General features: G+C 45.6%; 17 protein-coding genes. 4 read left to right on the top strand and 13 right to left on the bottom strand.

The window, feature by feature from the left end; all coding sequences use genetic code 11:
- The first annotated feature begins 3 nt into the window (after nt 1-3).
- Nucleotides 4-1,908, top strand: a complete 1,905-nt coding sequence (locus tag N7E73_RS02775; RefSeq protein ID WP_432737408.1) for a hypothetical protein — start codon at nt 4-6, stop codon at nt 1,906-1,908.
- 30 nt (nt 1,909-1,938) lie between these two features.
- On the opposite strand, the gene N7E73_RS02770 is transcribed toward N7E73_RS02775, so the two are convergent.
- Genes N7E73_RS02770 through N7E73_RS02745 form a run of 6 tightly spaced genes read right to left on the bottom strand, consistent with a single transcriptional unit; the run spans nt 1,939 to nt 10,978 of the window.
- On the bottom strand, nt 1,939-2,631 hold the full coding sequence (locus N7E73_RS02770; RefSeq protein WP_432737406.1) for a M48 family metallopeptidase: 693 nt from the start codon (nt 2,629-2,631) through the stop codon (nt 1,939-1,941).
- A gap of 5 nt (nt 2,632-2,636) precedes the next feature.
- Complete coding sequence (locus N7E73_RS02765; RefSeq protein WP_432737405.1) at nt 2,637-5,867, bottom strand: type I restriction endonuclease subunit R; 3,231 nt, start codon at nt 5,865-5,867, stop codon at nt 2,637-2,639.
- A 2-nt stretch (nt 5,868-5,869) separates the two neighbouring features.
- Nucleotides 5,870-6,256 carry a hypothetical protein gene (locus N7E73_RS02760; protein ID WP_432737403.1) on the bottom strand — a complete coding sequence of 129 codons (387 nt, stop codon included), beginning with the start codon at nt 6,254-6,256 and terminating at the stop codon, nt 5,870-5,872.
- 5 nt (nt 6,257-6,261) lie between these two features.
- Complete coding sequence (locus N7E73_RS02755; protein WP_432737401.1) at nt 6,262-7,134, bottom strand: GIY-YIG nuclease family protein; 873 nt, start codon at nt 7,132-7,134, stop codon at nt 6,262-6,264.
- Nucleotides 7,135-7,137: 3 nt separating this feature from the next.
- Nucleotides 7,138-8,436, bottom strand: a complete 1,299-nt coding sequence (locus N7E73_RS02750; protein ID WP_432737399.1) for a restriction endonuclease subunit S — start codon at nt 8,434-8,436, stop codon at nt 7,138-7,140.
- The gene (locus N7E73_RS02745; RefSeq protein ID WP_432737398.1) at nt 8,429-10,978 is read right to left on the bottom strand and encodes an N-6 DNA methylase; all 2,550 of its coding nucleotides are present in this window, start codon (nt 10,976-10,978) and stop codon (nt 8,429-8,431) included. Before N7E73_RS02745 ends, N7E73_RS02750 begins: the two co-directional genes overlap by 8 nt.
- A 483-nt stretch (nt 10,979-11,461) precedes the next feature.
- Between N7E73_RS02745 and N7E73_RS02740 the strand changes: the two genes are divergently transcribed.
- Genes N7E73_RS02740 through traI form a run of 3 tightly spaced genes read left to right on the top strand, consistent with a single transcriptional unit; the run spans nt 11,462 to nt 14,194 of the window.
- Complete coding sequence (locus N7E73_RS02740) at nt 11,462-12,277, top strand: Rha family transcriptional regulator (protein ID WP_432737396.1); 816 nt, start codon at nt 11,462-11,464, stop codon at nt 12,275-12,277.
- On the top strand, nt 12,234-12,569 hold the full coding sequence (locus N7E73_RS02735) for a plasmid mobilization protein (RefSeq protein WP_432737395.1): 336 nt from the start codon (nt 12,234-12,236) through the stop codon (nt 12,567-12,569). The genes N7E73_RS02740 and N7E73_RS02735 overlap by 44 nt, the downstream gene beginning before the upstream one ends.
- A complete protein-coding gene (gene traI / locus N7E73_RS02730; protein WP_432737394.1) occupies nt 12,566-14,194 on the top strand; it encodes a TraI/MobA(P) family conjugative relaxase in 1,629 nt (542 codons plus the stop codon). Before N7E73_RS02735 ends, traI begins: the two co-directional genes overlap by 4 nt.
- A gap of 210 nt (nt 14,195-14,404) precedes the next feature.
- On the opposite strand, the gene N7E73_RS02725 is transcribed toward traI, so the two are convergent.
- The 7 genes from N7E73_RS02725 to N7E73_RS02695 form a co-directional block, all read right to left on the bottom strand.
- Nucleotides 14,405-15,565, bottom strand: a complete 1,161-nt coding sequence (locus N7E73_RS02725; RefSeq protein ID WP_432737392.1) for an AMP-binding enzyme — start codon at nt 15,563-15,565, stop codon at nt 14,405-14,407.
- Between the two features lie 3 nt (nt 15,566-15,568).
- Entirely contained in the window at nt 15,569-16,453 is an 885-nt protein-coding gene (locus N7E73_RS02720; RefSeq protein ID WP_432737390.1) for a beta-ketoacyl synthase chain length factor, read from the bottom strand.
- Nucleotides 16,450-17,640 (bottom strand): beta-ketoacyl-[acyl-carrier-protein] synthase family protein, encoded by a 1,191-nt coding sequence (locus N7E73_RS02715; RefSeq protein ID WP_432737388.1) that lies wholly within the window; start codon nt 17,638-17,640, stop codon nt 16,450-16,452. The genes N7E73_RS02720 and N7E73_RS02715 overlap by 4 nt, the downstream gene beginning before the upstream one ends.
- 3 nt (nt 17,641-17,643) lie before the next feature.
- Nucleotides 17,644-17,922 carry a phosphopantetheine-binding protein gene (locus tag N7E73_RS02710; RefSeq protein ID WP_432738828.1) on the bottom strand — a complete coding sequence of 93 codons (279 nt, stop codon included), beginning with the start codon at nt 17,920-17,922 and terminating at the stop codon, nt 17,644-17,646.
- A complete protein-coding gene (locus N7E73_RS02705; RefSeq protein ID WP_432737386.1) occupies nt 17,913-18,587 on the bottom strand; it encodes an acyltransferase in 675 nt (224 codons plus the stop codon). The genes N7E73_RS02710 and N7E73_RS02705 overlap by 10 nt, the downstream gene beginning before the upstream one ends.
- 264 nt (nt 18,588-18,851) lie before the next feature.
- Nucleotides 18,852-20,006 carry a DUF2062 domain-containing protein gene (locus N7E73_RS02700; RefSeq protein ID WP_432737385.1) on the bottom strand — a complete coding sequence of 385 codons (1,155 nt, stop codon included), beginning with the start codon at nt 20,004-20,006 and terminating at the stop codon, nt 18,852-18,854.
- Nucleotides 19,996-21,390 (bottom strand): lipid biosynthesis B12-binding/radical SAM protein, encoded by a 1,395-nt coding sequence (locus tag N7E73_RS02695; RefSeq protein WP_432737383.1) that lies wholly within the window; start codon nt 21,388-21,390, stop codon nt 19,996-19,998. Before N7E73_RS02695 ends, N7E73_RS02700 begins: the two co-directional genes overlap by 11 nt.
- Nucleotides 21,391-21,403 lie beyond the last annotated feature (13 nt).

The following is a 21,403-nucleotide window of genomic DNA, read 5'->3' as shown; positions in this document are numbered from 1 at the left end:
GATATGGTTATTTCTCCTCAGATGAAGGAAAATATGATTTTACATTTTTTTGAAGAAATAGAAAATGTAAAGCATAAATGTATGAACCCTTATTCTTTTAGAGACCATATACGTAAAATTTATAATAAATTTTACGAAAATGGCTTTTTAGAGAATAGGAAACATATGCTTTTACTTTTTGGTAGTGTTGCACGCTGCGAAGACTCTAAGGATGTTGATTTAATATTGGTTTTAGATGAATTTGAAGGCTTTCATAGATATGAAAGGATTTCTTTGGAAAGAATTTCTTTTGATTTTAATGTGGTCTCTCATAAGTGGTTAAAAAACGCCAATTCAGATGTTGAATGGGGATTATGTCTTTCAGAAAGTTTCATTGTAGGTACTAATTCTGATAATCTTGAAGATAGTTGGCGAAAGTCTCTTCAAGACTATATGAAGCATGATGCTCAAATTTCAAGAATGGAGCTGCATAAGAGTTTTTATCTCGAGCTTAGAGATGCTTACAGGAGGTTGAGTTCAACTACTGCAAGCTATGTAACAAGATTTATTGCCCACGAAGCTGTGCGTTGTGCATGTTCAGGAATGATTGAGCTTTACGGGAAACGGATTTTCTCCCATCGCACGTTTATTAGCGAAATTCAGAATTGCCTTGATCGGGCTGGGGTCGATAAGGAAAAATCTTCTATAATTATAGAGGGATTGAAAGTTTTTTCAAATGGTAAATCTCAAGGTGATGAATATATAGCTTTAAGAACAAGTCTTTCGAAATTTATTCGTGAATCAGATAAACATAAATTTTACACTTACGACCCTTCTGATAGAAAAGAAATTAAAGTGCATAAGTTGTCTGAAATTTCAGTTGTTGAAAACTTAGACGAAGGTGATAGAATATTGCAATTATATTGCAGCGATAGTGTGTTGCCTTCTAAAGACAAATTAGAAAAAGCAATTTCTCTTGTTGGTGATATTTTGGCTTGTTCTATAAGCAAGGTCCGTTCGTGTTGGGAATATCAGAAAGAACAAAAGCAATTTTTTATTAACACAATTTCAAAAGAAAATTTTCCCAGTATGTCTTCTTTCTATGGAGCTAGGTGGGTTGACTTTAAGGAAAATAGGCTCAAGGTTATATTGTCAACAGGCGGCTGCAAAACAGCATCATGTAATTTTTGTTACCTCCCTTATTTTGCTAAACAACTTCCAAAAGCTGAGCCAGCCGATGTGCTAGCGAAGACTATAGATAAGTATAAACCTCATGCTATTGCTGTTTATAACGATGGATCAATATTGAATCCAAGTGAAATTAATTCGCAAAAGTTTGATAAAATTTTGCGAATTATTAAACTTGGCAATATTACCTCTCTTACTTTCGAAAGTGTGCCTAGATTTGTTAATAAATCTATACTGAAGAAAATAATTTCTGAATCAGGGGTTAAAACATTCCAACTTGCTATGGGAATGCAATGTTTGGGTGATTGGCTGGCCGTTAAGAGATTAGGACGTCCAGATTGTGATGTTGTTTATGAAAGAGCGATTGATCTAATTCATGATGCAGGAGCTAAAACTAGAGTATACTTGATGTGGGGACTTCCATTGTATAGCAATATTAGCCAAAGTTCTTTGCTTGTTGAATCTGTAGAATGGTTAAAAGAACGTAATGTTAACCTTATCACTATTTGTCCATATGTCGCCCCAGTGGATGCCAAACATAATGATGTAGCTAGTGGAAGTTCTTTGTGTGAATTGGTTAAATGCGTAAATGATCTCCCGGTTGATTTTAAAAATATTATTAAATTTTCTTTTTATGAGGTTCCTTCCTGTGGAATGTCCTATATAGGACAGGGCTGTGAATCTTGTTATGTTACTTTGAAAAGTAATTTTAGTGAATATCGACCATGTGAGAAATTATAACTTGTAGGTTTACCAGACTAAATTGTTATCTCATAAATCCATCTCAGCCCCACGCTTCTTAAGCCATTCCTTGCGCTCAAAATAATCAGGCAAAACTTTGTCCACTTCGTTCCAGAAGGCCGATGTATGACGCGGATGGATCAAGTGTGCCAGTTCATGAACAACGATGTAGTCCAGAATAAGGAGCGGAGCCATCATGCATTTCCAATGGAAATTCAGTGCACCATTCCTTGAACACGATGCCCAGCGATGTTTTAGCTCCATGATTCGGATATTTGAAGGTTTAACAGCCAGCATTTTGCGGTAAAGATCAACCCGTTCGTGAATGCGCTGCTTTCCTTTGGCTCGGTAAAACTCTTTAAAAGCTTCGTGTGGTTCGATTTGGTTGCCTCGCTTACTAGTTCGTAAGCAGAAGTATCCGTTTCTGAGCATTAACGGCATATGTTGCTCTTCAACAAATTTCAAGCGATACGAACGGCCAAGATAAAGAAATCCTTCCCCACTGACGAATTCCCTATTAACCTTGGTGGCATTAAGATCTTCCCATTCCGCGAGACTTTTGTAGATCCAGTAAAGTTTGCTCTCGATTATCCTGTCGGCGTCGCTGTCGGATAATTTTTCCGGGATCATCAATGTGACTGATCCGTCCCTTTCTATGTGCAAGCTTGCTGTTTTTCTATTGCTGCGTATCAGGCTGTATTCAATGTCTTTATGCTTAGGCACGTCTTTTATCTTTTTCTGTCATCAACAAGTGCCAGAAGCTCTTTGTGGCGGTGTTTTGCCAGGGCGACCAGCTCAGTTTCGACCTTATCCATATTTTGTATTATTTCCGGGATGCCGCTTGAGGCCAGTACAATACTGATTTCCCCTTTGAGTTCTCGAACTCGCACGGGGGTGTTCCAGAAGTCAATAATGCCTATTGTTTTTTGAAGATGATCGAGCACCTCATCAATTAGAGCTGCTGTTTTTCTTTTTGTCTCTTCGTCTACTTCTGTGGTTCCGAAGGTTGTCATCAGTGTAAGCCTGAGGAATGGATCATCAACCGGCCTATCTTCAATTTTGCGAACTTCTTCACACAGAGCCAGCAGACTTTTGTATAGTTTATCCCAATCTTCCTTGTGCTTGCGGATCAGGGCTTCAAGCTTTTCGCTCATGCGCGCATACGCTTCCGGATCTTTCCCGAACTGGATTTTGCAATGCTTTCTGATGGCATGTTCCATCTCGCTGGCTTTAGCCTTGGTACTTTTGTTTTCTTCGACCGATTCTTCAAAATTGGCTGAAAACAGTTCCACAGGTGGAATTTTGGGATCTATTCCAAGGCTGATCAGGTGCTCGTTTACAAGCTGTTTTACCTTTTCTCCCGCTCCGGTAATGTTAAGAGAATTGTCTTTGTAACGCTGCTTGGTTTTGGCAAGTATGTAGCCGAACCGTTTTACCGGAATCTTATATGGTGTTGCGGAAGGGTCAGGCAGGATGATGTCCATGCTTTGGAGAAATTTTTTGAAATAGACTTCGAAGTCTGCACGACGTTTGATGTTTTCAAGAATTCCAATTGCATCCTCGACGATGTTATATTCCAGCTCGGGATCATCAATCCGCTGCTGAACAAAGTCTTCGATTTCATCAACGCCGTTGGAGCTGAAAAGGAAGAGCAGCCTGCGGTAGCGGCTCTCAAGGGTCGGTACTTCTGAATTGATGTCCAGCATGGACATCTGGATGTCGTCGTAATCATCATCCTTGCCGTATATGGAAAGGGCATGCTGCAGGTGATTGGCAAGCCCTATGTAGTCGACAATGTAGCCCCGACTTTTGCCGTCTGCAATTCGATTCACTCGGGCTATGGTCTGGAGCAGGTTGTGCTCCTTGATCTTCTTGTCGATATACATGACCTGCTCGATGGGGGCATCAAAGCCGGTCAGCAGCCGGTCACAGACAACCAGAAAAGCCATACCGGTTTCAGGCCTGTCCGGGGAGAAAGTCTTTTTGAAGTTGGTAACGGCATTGAGCCGCTTCGCTTCTTTTATTGCATTGGTGATTATGGCCGGATCATTTGTGCCATCGGCGGAGAGTACTGCGGATGCCTGAAGTAGTTCCAGCTTTGCAATGAGATCCTGATCCGGAACCGGTTTGCTTTTTTCCTGTTCAATGCGGTTTTCAAGGGCCTTGCGGATGTATTTGACATATCGCACCGCCGCCAGTTTGGAGCTGGCTGCAACCTGGGCCTTGAATCCATTGGGCAGGATCTTTTCAATATAATGATCTACGAGATCCGTAGCGATTTCCTCTATCCGGCCTTCGGCTTCAAGAATATCTCCGGTTGCTCCGTACCTTTTCTTGATCTCCAGAATTTCCTCATCCGTGCGATTCTTGAAAAGGTCTTCAAACTTACGGTCAAATCCGTTTTTGTCGTAAATTGCGGTGTCGGCGGTTTTCCCTTCATAAAGGATCTGTACGGTGGCCCCGTCTTCAACCGCATCCTGCAAACGGTATTTGTCGATATAACCGCCGAATTTATCTATTGTCGGGGCCTTGCTGATGCCACTTAAAAGGGGAGTGCCGGTGAAGGCGATGCGGGTGGCGTGCGGAAAGGCTTCAAAAACATTATAGCCCAGATCCTCGTTGTGGCTTCGGTGTGCCTCGTCAATCATGATGACGATACGTTCCGAAGGATTGACTATGCCGAAATTTTCAAATCTGCGTGGAGCATCAAGGGCTTTTGCAAGGTACTCAGGACCGGTTGTATGATTGTTTTCACCGAATTTATGGACCATGACCATGTTGAGGTCTGAAGCGTCCGTATGCAGGTGATTACGCAGTTCCTGGGTGCTCTGAATGTAGGTGACATTCTCCCTTGTTAATTCCGCAGTTCTGCCCAGCTGCTTTTCAAGATCCTTGCGGTCGGTCATGAAAAGGATCTTGATGTCCTTGAGGTCATCGCACATCCGGATCTTGCGGACTGTGAAGACCATGGTAAGGGATTTGCCTGACCCCTGAGTGTGCCAGACCACACCGGAACGCTCTTTGGCCGTATCTCCGCTCCGCAGCTTTTCAATGATCTTGCTGGCGGCGCGGTACTGCTGGTATCGGCAGACGGCCTTAACCCGGTTTTCCCCCACATCCATGAACATTGTGCAGGTCCGGATTATGTCCAGCAGTGTTTCCGGCGGCAGCATGCCCTGAATCAGGATTTCCTGCGCCCTTTCCCTGCCGAGCGGGGGAGCGTATTCCTTGTATTTGACAGGGTAGATATCTTTCCAGGCGAAGAAATAATCTTCGTTGGCGGTAATGGAACCGAATTCTGCTTCATCGCCGCAGGTGGCTATAAGGAGCTGGTTGGAGAAGAATAGGGCCTGTTCCCCTTCTCGAAGGCCGTCGGCTATAGTCTGTTCACGCTGGTCGCTGTAGCGCCTGAGCTGTTCTATTGCCTCATGGATGGGGTTGGAGGTGTACTCATTGGTGTCCTTGCATTCAACAACAACCAGCGGCAACCCGTTAACGAAAAGCACTATGTCGGGAATTATGAAGTCCTTTACTCCGCCGGGAGTGTCGATGCGAAACTGGTTGATCGCCCTGAAGCTGTTGCGCGCGGGATTGTCGAAGTCGATCAGTTTTACTACCGGATCAGCTTCACCGGTAATTTCATTAACGTCCACCTGTGCCTTGAAAAGCCGCTTGAGCACGTTCTCGTTGGCCTCAATAAGCCCGGCCATGGGGTGGTGGAATATCTCGTTGTACAGGTCCCCGAGTTGTTTGTCGGTGAGCCATTCCTGTCCGTCATCTGTCCGGTTGATGTCCCTGACGCTTCTTTTGAATTCCTCAAGCAGGGCAACTTCACGGAAGCTGTTGCGGTAACTCCGCGCAGGATCATGGGGAATCCCCTGTCCCTGGTCGGTAATCTTCCAGCCAAGGGCTTCCAACTGGTCCAGAAACGGTTTTTCTACAATGAGATATTCAGCCATAATTACTTTTCGTGTTTTTTCCAGATGTCTTCAAACTCTTCGGCAGAGGGGGGAATGATTTTGTACCATTTTGTATGGAATACTTTCATCCGTGCTTCATCAAGAGTTTCAAAAATATTAGTATCTAATTCAAAACCCTCACCAGGAGTTCCATCTTTTATATTGATTGCAAGAATGCTTAGAGGCGGCAGTTTATTGTCTTGGCAATAGTACATGATGCGTCCGATCAGTTCGTTCATAGTACCAGCCCCGTTGTATCCCAATATTTTGGCAATTTGACCATATGTAATGAGTTGCTGGTTATGCGCGCATCCAACTAGAATTTGCCATATTTGTACTGCACGCCATGAAGCTTTTATCTTTTTTTGCTTATGAAAATACTCGGGCATTGTTTCTACTCCTGTGAAAGGTCCATCCCTTCGGTTTGAATGTCTCTAAGCGTAACACCCTGTTCATTTTTCCATTCAATTCTGCCGTTGGCATTGCGGGCCAGAACAACGCTTGCAGCAGTGCTGGGAGATTTGAATGTGTAGTCCTGCAAAAACATAAACTTGTCACCTTCATCAAGAATAACGCCGGATTCCACTAACTCTTCTCTCATCTTGACCAGAAAATTCTGCATGGACGGGGCATGTGTCTTCTTGGCTTCAGAACCCTTGAAGACAACAAAACCCTCATCCGTATCCTGCCCTTTGGCGGAAACTCCGCTGCCGCAGGTAGCGAGAGTAGGGTACTTTTTGTTGGATTTCTTTATTGTCTGCCTGAATGCTGAAAGGCCAAGCAGGGGGAAAATGCTCAGCATGTCGTCCAGAAAGCTGTCCACGTCGGCCTGTTCCCATTCGCTGAGGGTAGGAGCCTGTGAACCAACTGAGTTATCAAGTTTGGCTCTCTTGGCTTTTGTGGCCAGTTCTATGAGCTGGCTTTCAAGATTCTTCACATGGGCCTTGTTCAGGCTGTTGTCGGTGGAAACAAAGAACACTCCCCAGTTCCAGAAATCCTTGTCCGCGTAATGGCTGTTCAGCCTGCGGATAACCGGTTCCCCCTCGCCGATGTAAATGGTCGGCAGCGTGCCGTCCTCGGCATCTCCCACAAGTATATAAACCCCGGTTTTCTGGAACTCCTCCCGCTTTGATGCTTCCTTGTAATTGGAACGGTTGAAGACAATACCCTTGCCGGTCCAGTGCGATTTGCCGATGATGCGCAAACCGTCGACTGTTCCGTCGGGGAGGAATATCTTAAATGAAAATGGGGAGTTGTTGCTGCTCATAATTTACTGGTCCTCAGGGTCAGGTGTCACTTCCACTTTGCCGGTCAGCAGGTCTTGCATAAGGGCGGTTTTTAGGTTTTTTAGTTTGGCGAGGGTTAAGTGTTCTTCATTGTGATATTTGTCAAAGGCAACAAGGATGTTTGCTATTTGTATTTGTTCGTTTAAATTAGGTTTTGGTATAAGAATGTTAAAAAATGTTTTACCATCTATACTTTCAACTGTGGTGCCGGATTTAACTGCCTTTCTAAGGATTAATTGCTCAGAATGTTTTAGAAAATTAAAAACAAAATTTTGATTGAAGTTGTCAAATAAAATTAGTGTCTTCAGATCTTGGTTTATTGTGAATGGCCTGATACATTTAGCGACTGGAAATGTTCTGCGTAAAATGCTGCTCCGAAATACAATAATTATTGATTCAGGCGGATACAGTTGGATCGAATTGTTTTGTAAAGCGTTATCAGTAAGATGGTCTTCAGACTCTTTAAGAATCGACGAAGTAATGTCTTTGGGAGACAGCCAAAGGTATGTTCCATTTTCCCAGAAAGATTTTTGAGCTTTTGACGGAGTTATACCTCCTTGCCATCGTCCACAGTTGCCAAACTTTTCCACCTCCCACTCCCGCGGAATCCACCCCAGCTCGGTCTTCTTGTACAACTCTGGGGCATCCTCACGTTTGGGGCGCAACTTACCGTTTTCGTCCACGCCACGGGTGAAAAGATCCTGCATCATGCCGTGTTTTACCGACTCATACTTGGCGATCAGTTCCTCGGTCTTTTCGATCTGGTTCTCTACCGTGGTCAGGATTTTGGCGATTTTGCGTTGTTGGGTAATACTGCAAGGGATTACAGTTGATTCACGTAAATATTCATTGAGTTTAAAGTTGATTATACCAGTTGTTTGTTGCTGATATTTTCGTGAAGCCCCGGATCTATATAGGTTAAAGAATACATAGAAAATAAATTTTTGATCATATATTCCCTTAACAGATAGTTTTTGTAAAAAGTTTGAACAAATTGCAGGAGAGATTGCGAGGTTGTCAACGTAGACAACCCTTCCAACGGGCTGTGCCGGGCTTCCCCCTGATTTTTCTAAAATTATATCTCCTTTGTTCAGAAATAGTTTATTTTTTGAAGGCGGGACGGATCGTTTAATAACTTTTGAGTAATCCACTTTACCAGAATTCGTGAAGTTCGTAGACCGCAACACCCATACCTCATTATAGCCATTTGGGTCATTCCCCCATTCTCCAGAGTCTGAAGAGTAAATGGTGTCAGCAAGTGTTATCGTCGTCCAATTACTCATACCCCAACTCCCGCAAATACCCACTCAAAACTTCCGCCTCGCGATCCCGCTCAGCAAGAATGTCATTCAAAGTCACGGCATACTTATCCCAAAGATTATCAATTCTGGCGATAAACCCGCGCAGATGTTGACGCAGGTATTCATCATACCTGTCAACTAATTCATCATGGAACCGTTCAAGGATCAGCTTTTTAGCTTCGCCCTCGCTGATCTTTTCCCGGGCTTTCTCAACCAGATCATCCATCTGCTTTTCCACCACGCGGATGCCGGACTTGAGGTCTTTGAGTTCTTTTTCAAGAGCAGCATGATTTTTTAATTTCTGGTCAATGGCGGTTTTTTCCGCATTCAACTTTTTAATGTTTGAATCAGTCTCAACAATCCGGACTTGCTGTTGATCAATCTCAGTTTGGGCGGAGCCGGATTTATTCATGCGCTCAAGGTCTGTTTTCAGATCCTTCAGGTCTTTGCGCAGTGTTTTCAACTGGCTGTTGCAGTCCTTCATTTCATCCTTGAAATCTTTCACGACTGCTTTGGGCAAAGCTGTGATTTCATCCTCGGCTTCGGTTTCTTCTGCATCCGCTTCGTTTGCGGCGGCAAATATGGACTCCAGCTCGGCTATGCGGCCTTTGTCTTCTTCCACCTTTTGTAGAATTTCCGGGAACTGGGATTGCAGGATACTGTCGTCCGGGATGAGCACGGCACTCCATCCGCTGGCGGCTATGGAGCGGAAATCGCTGTCCAGATCTTCCCAGTAGCTGGCGAATGCGCCGCGCACCTTGTGCAGGTCGAGTATCTTTTCCGGCACGAGGGATTCGGCAATGGAATCAAAGAACTTGCGGCGATACTCGAAGACGTTGCCGGTGTTGTTAAGGTCTGCGATGTCCGCGATATTGGCCAGCCACCATTTTTCAAGGCTCTCACGGAACCGGGTATGCTTATCCTGCACTCCCTTGGAGTTCTCGATTGTTTTTTTGATGCTGCCGTTGCCGTTAATGGCGTCGGTGAAGTCGAGATATTCCTCGTCCCTCGGCTTGAAAAGCAGGTCTCTCAGCCCTTGGAAGTTGTCGAAATAATCGTTTAGGGCATCAACTTCCGAGACTGGTACTCCTCCGTGAAGGTGCGCTTTCACATCGTGCGGTTCCGGCGGCGGGGAGTTGTCCACGTACCTGCGGATGTTGCAGTTGAAATCTTCTTTTGTGAGCTCTTCCACCGGGACTATTCGGGCGTATTTTTCAACCTCCAGCTTGTTGCGGTAGACATGGGTGATCTTGGCAATGTCCTCGGGGCGCAGCTTGTTCTGGTTTTTGCCTTCCTTGTATTCGCGGTCTGCGTTGATGAAGAGCACTTCCTTTCTATCTGCTGCGCCTTCTTTGTTGAGCACAAGGATGCAGGCCGGGATGCCGGTTCCGTAGAACAGGCCGGAGGGCAGGCCGATGATGGCTTCAAGGATTCCTTTTTCAATGAATTTCGCGCGGCAGTTACGCTCTTCGCCGCCACGGAAAAGCACTCCGTGAGGCATGATGACCGCGCATTTGCCGTTGTTCTTTAGTACGGAAACCATGTGCTGCACAAACATGAGGTCGGCTTTTTTGCCTGTGGTGGGCAGCCAGACATCAAAGCGGTCGGTGAACTGCATTTCCTTCTTGGAATAGTTCTGTGAGAAGGGCGGATTGGCGATAACCCGGTCCCATGTCTTGAGTTCGTGCGTATCTGTAAGGTGAAGGGGCCTTTTCAGGACATCTTCCTGGCGAATGTCCTGGCTGACGATGCCGTGCAGGATCATGTTCATCTTGCACATTGACCATGTGCTTCCGGCCAGTTCCTGACCTGCCAGAGACAGGTTCTTCACGTTTCCGCCGCATTCCTGAACGTATTTTGCGGACTGGATGAGCATACCGCCGGACCCGGCTGTGGGGTCGTAAATCCCCATGCCTTCCTGCGGTTCGATTATTTCGACCAGTGTGCGGACCACCTCGGTCGGGGTATAGAATTCACCGCCTTTCTTGCCTGCGCTGTCCGCGAAATGCTTGATGAGGAATTCGTAGGCCGCGCCCAGAAGATCGGGAAATTCAAAGTCGTCGTTGCTGAGTGGGATTTTTCCGAAATGCTGGATGAATTCGACAAGGGTGCTGTCGTCAAGGGTGCGCTGCCCGACCTTGCGGTTGAAGTTGATGGACTTCAGCACGTCCTGAAGAGTTTCAGGGTTTGCTTCTTCCACTGCGGCAAGGGCCTTGTTCAAACCGGAGCCGACATCTTTTTTGATGTGCTGGATCTGTTCCCAGCGTGCGGATTCGGGGACATAAAAGGTGTACTGGTTGCGACTGTCCAGAAGAGCGGCTTTAGCTTCTTCCGGTATGCCTCTGGCGGTGAGATCTTTTGCCAGTGTTGCGCGGTCTTTGTTGAACTGATCGCTCAAACGTTTCAGAAAGAGCATGCCGAAAATGTATTCTTTATATTCAGAGGCTTCCATGTTGCCCCTGAGGATGTCGCAGGCCTTGAAAAGTTTGCGTTCAAGGCTGGAGAGAGTCAGCTTTTGAGTCATGTAATTCGAAATTCCGATTTTTTAAAAAAGTGTTTTATTTAAGTGTGTAAGCTGATGTTTATGCCTGGTCGCACTCGCTCAATGTGGTAATTGCAAAGCCTTAAACATGCGGATGCGAAAAAAAATATTCAGCACAATCCATACTGACGTGTTTAATTAACGAGATTTAGCAAGATTATGCAAGAACTAACAGGGCTATTTGAGATTTAACAAGACTCAACGAGAGCAAGCGAGAAACAACAAGAAATAGCAGTAATAATTAAATAATTTGAAATTTTACCGCAAAATCGCGTATACTCCTGCGGAGTCCGAAGGCAGGACAGGTAAGGTAGTACCACTTTTTCAAAGTGGTGGACCTTACGTCCTGCTCAGCCTGGGGGCTGAGATTGGCTTATTCGCCTTCGGCTCAACGCTTGTTGCTGCAAAATTGAGGACTCCTTAATTTTGCGCTGACATTAACCGCAACCGATATGGAGTAAAGCGATGATTGAAAAGAGTAATGAAAACAAAGAGGTAAAAGCTGTAGTAGAATTGGTCGTTAATAATAATCAGCCGATGGTTTCATCGCTGGTTGTGGCTGAGCTTTTTGAAAAGATGCATAAGAATGTGCTTCAATCAATAAATGAATTGGAAATCCCTGATGATTTTCGACAGCTGAATTTTCAGCCGTCCTCATATATAAATTCGCAGAATAAAGAACAGCCTGCCTTCAACATGACTCGCGACGGATTTTCCCTGCTGGCGATGGGGTTCACTGGCAAGAAGTCTATGGAGTGGAAAATTAAGTTTCTTGAAGCTTTTAATGCAATGGAAGCCCGATTGAGCACTCCGCAGGTTGAGGCGAAGCTAACGATTAAAAAGGCCAATCCCGAGGCTATAGCTGCATTCACAGGGTTTGCTCGTTACTGGTGCTATCTTGAAAATATCAGTTGGCAGGAAGGTAAGCGGCAGATTGAAGCCGCAATGCGGATTCAGGATATTTGTGACATGGATGCACTTACTCTGAATAGTGCCTGGACATATATTACCCTTTGCAGAAGTGTTGTCCCTCCGAAATTATTGGGGAGTGATCCCTGTTCGTCAGAGGACCTGTCTCCAGTCAACGGCCTACTGGATTATTGGGCGCATTGCGGAGCTGCTTCTCGAGAGGAGTTAGTGACCAATCTTTGTAATAAAATGCGAATTGAGTCACTTGGGCAGATTCCGAAAGCTTACCTTCATCATGCGGTAAGTCTTGTTTGGGAAGGAATTAATTGTGAAACAGGACTTCGCCGTGCCCTCAAAGAAGCAAGTGCTTAAATCATATGTTTCAGAGGCGGAGTTTGAGTCAATTACGGGCAGTGCCAGAATGTGCAGCCTTTCTGTCTCGGAGTTCCTTAAGCGTATTGCACTGGGGCACGAGATCAAGAGCCGCACTGACCAGCAGGCCCGGCTTGACCTTTTGAAAACAAACGCCGACCTGGGCCGTCTGGGTGGGCTGCTCAAGATGTGGATTCTGGATGATGACAAACATCGAATTGATGTTGAAAGACTTCTGGAAGATATCAGGCTGGCCCAAAAAGAAATTGTAGCAAAGGTCAGATCTATATGATCAGCCGCAGGATTACTTGCAAACCCCAGAACGATGACTACCGGCGACTGGCCAACTACATCGCCGATGCCAAGAACAAGGGAGAAAAGACTCTGATGTCCTGGTGTGCTGGTTGCTGGGCCGGTGACGATTACGATCTGGCGATTCAGGAGGTTCTTGATACTCAGGAGCTTAACCAGCGTACCGGCAGGGAGAAAACCTATCACCTGATTGTCTCCTTCAGGCCTGAGGATGAAGCCATCCTGACTCCGGAAGACTTTAAGGAGATTGAGCTGGAGTTTTCCCGGGCTCTGGGTTTTGAGGAACATCAACGGCATTGCGGGGTTCATAAGAATACCAACAATATCCATATGCACATCGCATACAATATGATTCATCCAGAGAAGCTGACCCGTTACGAGCCGTATCGGGACTTTTATAAGCGTGATCGGCTGCACCGTGAGCTGGAGCAAAAGTTCGGCCTGAAGTTTGATAACGGAAGGCAGAAGGAGCAGGAACCCAAGCGAACCAATGACCGGGCTGCAACCTATGAGGCTCATTCCGGGCAGCAGTCATTTGATTCATACGTAAAGGAGCGCAAGGATTTTGTTCTGACGTCTCTGGATAACGCGCGAAACTGGCAGGAATTCCACGAATCGTTGGCTCAGATCGGTATTGAAGTCCGGTTGCGTGGGAATGGTTGCAGCATCAAAGACCGCCATTCCGGGACGGCCATCAAGGCCAGCAGGCTTGACCGGAGTTTTACCAAGGACAGGCTGGAAGATAGGCTCGGTTTATACCAGGAACCGTTAGAATTGGCCGTAATCGAGAAGGAGAGGTATGTCTATCGACCTCTGCATAAGCTTAGGGGTCAGCTGTTCTCTGAATTTAGCGAAGCTGTTTCAGGCAGGAAAAAGGCGTACGAATCACTGCGTGAAGAGCAGGATGCCCGTTGGGGACAAATCGGTTCTTATTGGAACAGCAGAATTAAGGCTCTCAAGCATGATAGAAAGCTCGGCGGCAAGGATCGGAGTCGCCTGATTGCTCAGGCAAACGGTAGAAAAACCGAAAGCCTCGAAGCCCTTAAAGGTGAAATGGCAGAAAAACGGGCGGAATTGCGTGCTCAAACTCCGTTTGCCAGGTGGAATGAATTCCTCAAGTGGAAGGCCGAGAACGGCGATGAGGTTGCGCTGATGGTCCTGCGTTCAGCCAAAGAGCCCATCATAACCACCTCGTTGCCGGATTCTTCAAGTCCAGACACAAGAGTTGCTGATCTGAAGCTGAATCAAAGCCGCATAAGGAGAGACTCCAGCCTTGCGTGGAAGGATAAGCGCAGGTTGTTGTCAATCGCCGCCATGCTGCAGCTGCAGGCCGAGGAAGCGAGACGGAATAAGTCTGATCAAGAAAAACAGCCTGTTCTGGACGGGATGACCTGGCGTGTGGATTCGTCCGGAAATGTCCTCTACACGCTTAAGAGTGGCGGCATGATCAAGGATAATGGAGATAAGATTTTCTTCAGTCTAAATGATCCGGGGGCAGAGCAGGTGGCTCAGAGTTTTGCAAGGATGATGTTTGGTAGGAATGTATCTGTTGCGGGGAATGAAATTCGACGTAAGGGACGTACTCGTTCGGGAGTGAGGTTGTAAAGATGAATGGATAACTTGTTGGAGGTGCCGAAGTGGTAAGATGTATTAGTTCCGACTTGATCTGAAATGCTATACGAAAACGGACTGATCCCTAGCTGGTAGACTTACTATGTAAGAATGAAAAGGATCTTGTTGCGCTTCTATTAATTGAATGCTGATTAAATGTTGTCATTATTAATCGTTAATCCATTTTACAAGGAGTCCCAAATATTACCAATCGCTTAACTTGCCCATCTTCGAGAGCGGTATTGATGGTCCAAAATCGTACTTCCCAGGTTTTTCATGACTGGAAAGCTCCGTAGACGCAACCATCCGTAATTCTTTTTCAAGTTCAGCTAGGTCAACTCCATCAACGGGAACTATGAAAGATTTTAATCTTTCTCCTTCTTCTGGGCGCATCAAACGCACCGCACAGTCTCGGACATGCTGGTTTTTCATGAGAATGTGCTTCACTCGCGAGGGATAAACATTAATACCTCCAACTTGGACAGCATTGTCGGATCGGTTTAGCGGTTTGAATTGAGTGTCCTGCCATTCAAGATTATCTTGCAGGGTATGAAGTTGTTTGGTTCCGTCTGTCGAGGTTCTTTCGATGGTGGAGTCTCCGCTTTTCTTCCAGTGCTCGAACAGGGTGTACATATAGGCTGGGTCGTGGCGGAAGCCCACACCTCCTGTCTCCGATGAACCATATACTTCCGTCATGCGGGCAAGTCCTTGTTTTTGTAGGTTGTTGATATTTTCCGCAGGACATGGCCCTGTGGAGGTTACTCCGTATACATTTTCAGTGAATCGGCAATTTAGTTTTCCTAGCTTTTTCCAGAGCAGGGGAAAGGCTATGACTAGATCGCCGTTGACCATGGTCTTTATTTGATCCTTTCCGGGTAGTACTGCCCTATATTCAACTGGAATTCTAAGAGCTTTGGGCAGTAGAATGGAAAATAAGAATCCGTAAATATGGTGACAGGGGACAAAACTGACAATTCGTTTGCGGTCAGTAAAAAGTCGAGAAAGAGAGAGGATTTCCTGTTCAAGATCTGCAAATCTGGAGACTGCCGGAATAGGGACTCCGGTACTACCTGACGTGAAAAATGTAAGTTGCTTCGGTCTTCCGCCAGTCTTTGCGAAAATCAGTTCCGACATTTGGGAGATACTTTTGTCTCTTAGACGTGTCGAATCGATTGTAAACTGTAGGGCGATTCGTTCAAGAAGTCTTCCCGGTTCTTGAAGTGTCTTCGTACTAGGGATGAACTCCTTGGCTATAGACTGTTCCTGACAATGGATCAGCTTTTGATTGTAATCCATTTCAGCAAGCAGAGTGGCTGATATTATTTCTCCGATATCATACGGCGTAAGTCTTAATCTTTTAAACATGGATCAGCCTTTCACTATTGTTGAAATAATCCCAAATTTGTTTCTAGACTGTTCAATACAGCAGCTAGGACATGATTGCATGACTGCTGCGATCAGTTCCGGTCCAGCGGCGCAGACCATATCTGTTTGTTGAGTTGCCGTGGCGGTTATACCCAGTTCGGCCAGCCTGTGCAGTGAGCGGGCCGGACTATAGGTTTGTGAGGGTAATTTTGCCTGTTGTAATTCTTGGGCTGAAAGGGTTTCTAACTCCAGAATGCCGTATTTTGAGTTTTCTGCTTCGTTTGCAGGGCCGAACAGGAAAAAACAGGCTCCTTCTCCGATCGGAATAGGTTCGCTTGTGAATCCTCTTTTCTCCAATAAACGTTTAGTATTGTCCTCCAGTAGGAGGGTCTTTTCGTCAACAACACCAAACAGTACTTTTTGCACTCTTCCTTCGTTCAACCAGCATCCAGCGGTCTGTAACCCAGCCTGCAATGGACCAGATATTTGGCAGATGGTGGTATATGGTTTTGGATTATTAAAGAAGAGGGACATGGTTGCCACTGGAATATTGTGTACCGAATGGGCAAATGCCAGTGGTGAGGCGCACCCTGCTCCATGATCAATAATGGAATCCAGAAATTCAAATATGGTCTGAGAAGGTCCGTATCCTGTGCTGATGACAATGCCCATGTTATCTGGCAGTGGCAGCTGTGCCTTCAGGTCTTCCTGTCCAGTTCCTGCTGCGTCATGGAGGGCACGGCACCCAGCGAGCATTGCCATACGGGTAAAATGGTCCACTCTGCGTAAACGGCGCGGCGCGAAATATGAATTAAGATCAGACGTGTCAACAGTGTCGGTTCCATCAGCCAATGCAGTCCCGATTCCATGAAGACTGAGACGGATCATGCGGACTCCTTTTTGAAAACAAGTGCAGAGTTGTTGCCTCCAAATGCTAGTGAATCACTAAGGGCATATTCGGCAGTGATTTTCGTACATTTAGTGATAGGACTTATCGTTGATCCAACTGCGGTTTTGCGGAATCCGCTGGTAGGCATTAGCAATCCGTTTTGTAGGGAAATGATAGTCATAACAGCTTCAATAGCTCCGGCAGCACCTAAGGTATGTCCGGTAAAACCCTTGATCCCAGTGAATGGTGTCCCTGGGAAAATTTCGCTGATAACCTGGCTTTCAATGCGGTCATTGTTTTCAGTTCCGGTACCGTGAACATTAACGAAGCCAATTTGGTCAGCACTGATACCGCTACGGTCGAGCGCTTCGTTAATGGCCTGTTTCAACATGGGGCCTTCGGGGTGCGGGGCAGTCAGGTGGTAGGCATCGCAACATGTCCCGTAACCCATGACCTGAGCTATTGAATTAAGTCCAAGTTCCCGTATTGCTTTATCACTGGCAAGGATAAGTACTGCCGCTCCTTCGCCAAGGTTAAGGCCCAGCCTGCAGGAGTCAAAAGGACGGCATCTTTCTGGGCTTGTGATCATCAGTCGTGAGAATCCGGTGTAAGAAATGTCGCTCAGAGCATCCGCTCCCCCGGCAATTACTAAATCGCAAAGATCCTGCCTGATCCATGAAGCCCCGATACCGATAGCGTCCGTACCGGAAGAACACGCATTTGTTACAGTTTGTACTGGTCCGTTTAAATCGTATCTTTCAGCTAGGGCAGTGGCAGGGTTGCAGTTCAGGTAACTCTCTATTGATTCGAGGTAAGGTTTTTTGTCTTCGCGCCATTGCTTGTAGAAAGAGAGGAAATTGAGCGAAGCCCCGGTGGAGGATCCTATGCAGGCCCCCACTTTCAGGCCAGATAACTTTTGTGGAGTAATTTCGGATTGAGTTAATGCCTCATCCACTGCTTGAAAAAGCAGCTGCATTGTTGTTGTTAGTGCAGGAGTATGAATTCCTTTGTATAACCATTCTTTAGGTACAGCAAAGACAGGTGAGCGCATGGGTTGATCAAAATAAAAGTCGGCCGCAAAAGAAGGCTTGACAGCACCATTTAACATTGTTTCAAAACATGTGCTGGTATCATTGCCAGCGGCACAGATACAACCACTTGCACAGATGCTTACGGGATGGTCCATTCATTAAACTCGTCTTTGTTTGATGAAATCTACAAGGCTGTTTATAGATTGAAAGGCTATTTTTCCTTCATCCATGTTCTTGATTTCTACATTGAAATGTTTCTGTACCAGGACCACGATTTCGACAGCGTCAAGAGAATCAAGGCCCAATCCATCACCGAAGAGGGGATCATCATTTTCAATTTCATCAGCGCTTACGTCAATAAGGTTAAGCTCTTCGATGAGCAGTTCTTTTAATTTTGTATGCAATCTTGTTTCCTTGTAAAGAGTTGTTAATTCCACATGTTGTAAAAATTGTAAAACTGGTAGGGATTTTCTTGGCAATACCTTTCCAATTCAGTGGAGAATTTTTGTGCGTAGGGGGTAAATGCCGCTGCTCCTCGTATGCCCCCTTTGCCTGTACCTGTTGGTACGTGGATAACCTTAGACACCCAGAAAAGACCTTCCCCAATGTTACTACGGGATGAAAAGACTACGGCTATAGGTGTATCCGTGGTTGCTGCAATTTTGAATGGGGTTATTGGCAGTTCGATTCTACCGCCTAGAAAATCAACCAGCACATTGTGCCTACTTTCACCCATGGTTCGATCGCCGTTTATGCAGAGAACTGAATTTTCTCGCAGGGCCGTGAGCATCTCCAGCGTGCCACCAAGGGGGGCAGCTGGGTTTATGACTGTAATTTCCTTTTCTTTTCCTTCACTGCCGTACATCTTCCATTTGAAGGAATGCTTATCTACATCACCATGTTCCATGAGCATGACCACCGCCTTAGGCGCGTCCAGAAAATCTAGATAGGAAAAACCCATCTGCCAGCAGCCAACGTGTCCTGTAAGCAGGATTAGTCGCTTATGTTTCGCATATAGTTGTTGCAACAGGTGTACGTCGTCATTCTTACCAATCGCATTGAAATCTCCCATAATACGTAGAACAGCACGGTCTACTAACATTTTCCCGAAATTCCAGTAGAGTAGAAATGTATGGTTCATTCTACTTAGCACGTTTTGCGGTCCGAACCTGCGATAGATATACTCAGCCGGTCTTTTGCTTACTCTAGGTAGCAGAGTGTAAAAGATGACTACGAAAAAGAGCAGACAGTATGCTCCTGTTCTGCCTAGCAGTCGGATCAGCCCATAAAAAATGTTATGGAAAAAAAGGGGGGCCAGACTTTTGCTGGACCATTTTTTGTTGCTTTTCAAAATGGTCGTCCCAAATTATTGTGGTTTCATATCAAAAAAACGTTTAATGGCAAATGCCATAATGTAGATCGTAATGCCTATAATTATAGCAAATATTGGTCCCAACACAAGAGAGCCTAACACCCATTCATAGAGGCGATTCAGAGCTTCGTATCCTAGTGTCTGCAAGGAAATTTCGGTCAGGAACTTGTTGTATCTTATATAGTGCCCAACCTCGATACACAGGGCCGGTACGAGCGGAGGAATGCACAACTGGCTAACAGCTAGTCCTGTGATCTTACTTAGTCGGAAAAAACAGCAGCAGAGAATGATAGCAATGGAGTGCATGGCAATTAAGGGTAAGGTGCCTAGCAACATGCCTATGGCTCCAGAAATTGCCAAGTTTATAGGTGTTTCATCCTTGGAAAGCAGTATGCGTAGTGACCGCAGGGGGTGTATTGGAGATATCTTCCCTTGTTCGTCTCTATCATACTGGCGGTGGGGTAGGGGTACAAATGATCGCATGGTTAATCTAGCATTCAGAAGAGAGATACGAGCATTATCCTTGATAGCGTTAAAGTGGGAAACCCGTTTGTCGGGGGAAGGATAATGAACCTCAATAGGTAGGTCTCTGATCTCGTATCCCGCCCATGCAGATTTAACTAAGATCTCTACTTCAAAGGCATAACGGGATTCTGACGTCTTAATTATGGAGAAAATTTCCAGAGGGTAGGCCCGAAATCCGCTCTGTACGTCACTTACTTTTTTTCCGGTTTGTACCCTCAGCCAGAAATTGGAAAAACTGCGCCCAAATCTTGATGCTCCAGGTACATTTTGTACCTTGAAATTCCTGCTGCCCACGAAGATGGCTTCCGGGTATTGCTGAATTGCTTCTATGAATAGCGGAATCTCTTCTGGGAAATGCTGCCCATCAGCATCAATGGTGATAATATGAGTATTGCCAAGCTCAAGTGCTTTTTTTGCTGCAGTGATGATAGCTTGCCCTTTGCCTAGATTCTCATTATGTCTGACCAAAGTAAGTTCAAGGTCGCAGATATTATCTGAACCACAGTCAGTGCTACCGTCATCAACAATGAGAACGTCACAATATTTCATTGCCCGTATTGCCACGTCACGCAAAGTAGTGCCGTGGTTGTACACAGGTATAACTATCAGTGGCTTAGTTTTCATGGGTGGAATCTAATAAAGACTGAGTAGTGGGTGTCTTTTCGGAAATGTCATCGAATTTAATCAATTGATCCCAAAGAATACCCCGGAATCCAAACCTTTTCATAATGTTAATGCGTTGTTGCCCCTCATCTGGTGGGAACAGCCGATCTCTGCGTTTCTTGAATCCGGCGGTCAGAGCCGCGTTCATTTCGTCTTTATCAAGATGGGGGGAGAAATAATAAAAAGGATCAAGCAGAGACTTATCGTGGTCAAGTAAGCCTTCTCTAACAGCTCTACTAAATAGAGGTGTTCCTTTGTGTAACCGAATACCAGAGAAAGAGAAAACCACGCAGTTACGTAGAGAGTTCATGTTCGCAATTCCTTCGCGAACTGTGTCCATGTTTTCATCGGGGCCTCCGAAGATTACATAATGGGCGCATGGAATTCTTTGTTGCACACAGCGATTATTGAATTCTATGACTTCGTCAAAAGTGAAACTTTTGTGCAAGCCCTTGAGAGTCGCATCACTGGTTGCGTCTGTTCCGCTCTCTATAGCTTGCAGACCTGAGCGTTTGAGCATGATCAATTCGTCTTTTTCGATCGGTCCGGGTTGAAAAAAAGCACACCATTTAATGTTTATTTGCCGGCGAATAATTTCTTCTGCCAGTTGAAGATAATGTCCTTCTCGATCATTAAATACGGAATCGGTAAAAAAAATGTTGTCTGCTCCATAGTTGCAGAGCATTTCAAGTTCATCAGCAACGTCGGCTATTGGTCGGATTCGAATCTTGTGCCCTTCAAGGTGGGGATAGGTGCAATAGGCACAGCTATGCTCGCAACCGCGTTTCGTCTGCACGTTGATGACACCGCTTTCTTTGAGATAGTAATGCAGCAATTGTTTGTCCCAGAGTGGTGCTGAAATTTCATCGCCAGGAATTTCATTTTCTCTTCCATAAATCTGCTTCACTTCCTTATTTTGCTCTAACCGTTCAATTAGCTGTACCATTTTGCGTTCACCCTCACCTACAACGCCAAAGTCTGCTCCAGTATATTCAAGAATATCCGTAGGTAGTAGGGAGAACCCTGCTCCTCCTGCAATGACCGGAATTCCGGCTTCTTTTAGTGCCTCAACAATGAGTTTAGCCTTGTGAACATATCTGTTTGTGTGGGAAGTGAATGAATCCACGTTGTCCACATTGCGGATGGAGATTCCGGCGCAATCAGGTTTTGCTTTAGCAACTGCACAGCGCAGGTGGGCAAGGGAGTTGCCAGCAGCGAGCATGTCGTACTGGATGACCTTGTGTCCAGCTTCATACAAGGCTCTTGCAATCACGGACATTCCAATGGGATACACCGGATACGGCTCTACATTGGTGTTCGCTGAAATTAAGAATACAGTTGACATGGTGGTTCTAAAG

It is taken from the genome of Maridesulfovibrio sp. FT414, assembly GCF_050916235.1.
Classification (GTDB): Bacteria; Desulfobacterota; Desulfovibrionia; order Desulfovibrionales; family Desulfovibrionaceae; genus Maridesulfovibrio.
The sequence above is the reverse complement of the archived record's forward strand: the minus strand, read 5'-3'. Positions and strand labels throughout refer to the sequence as shown.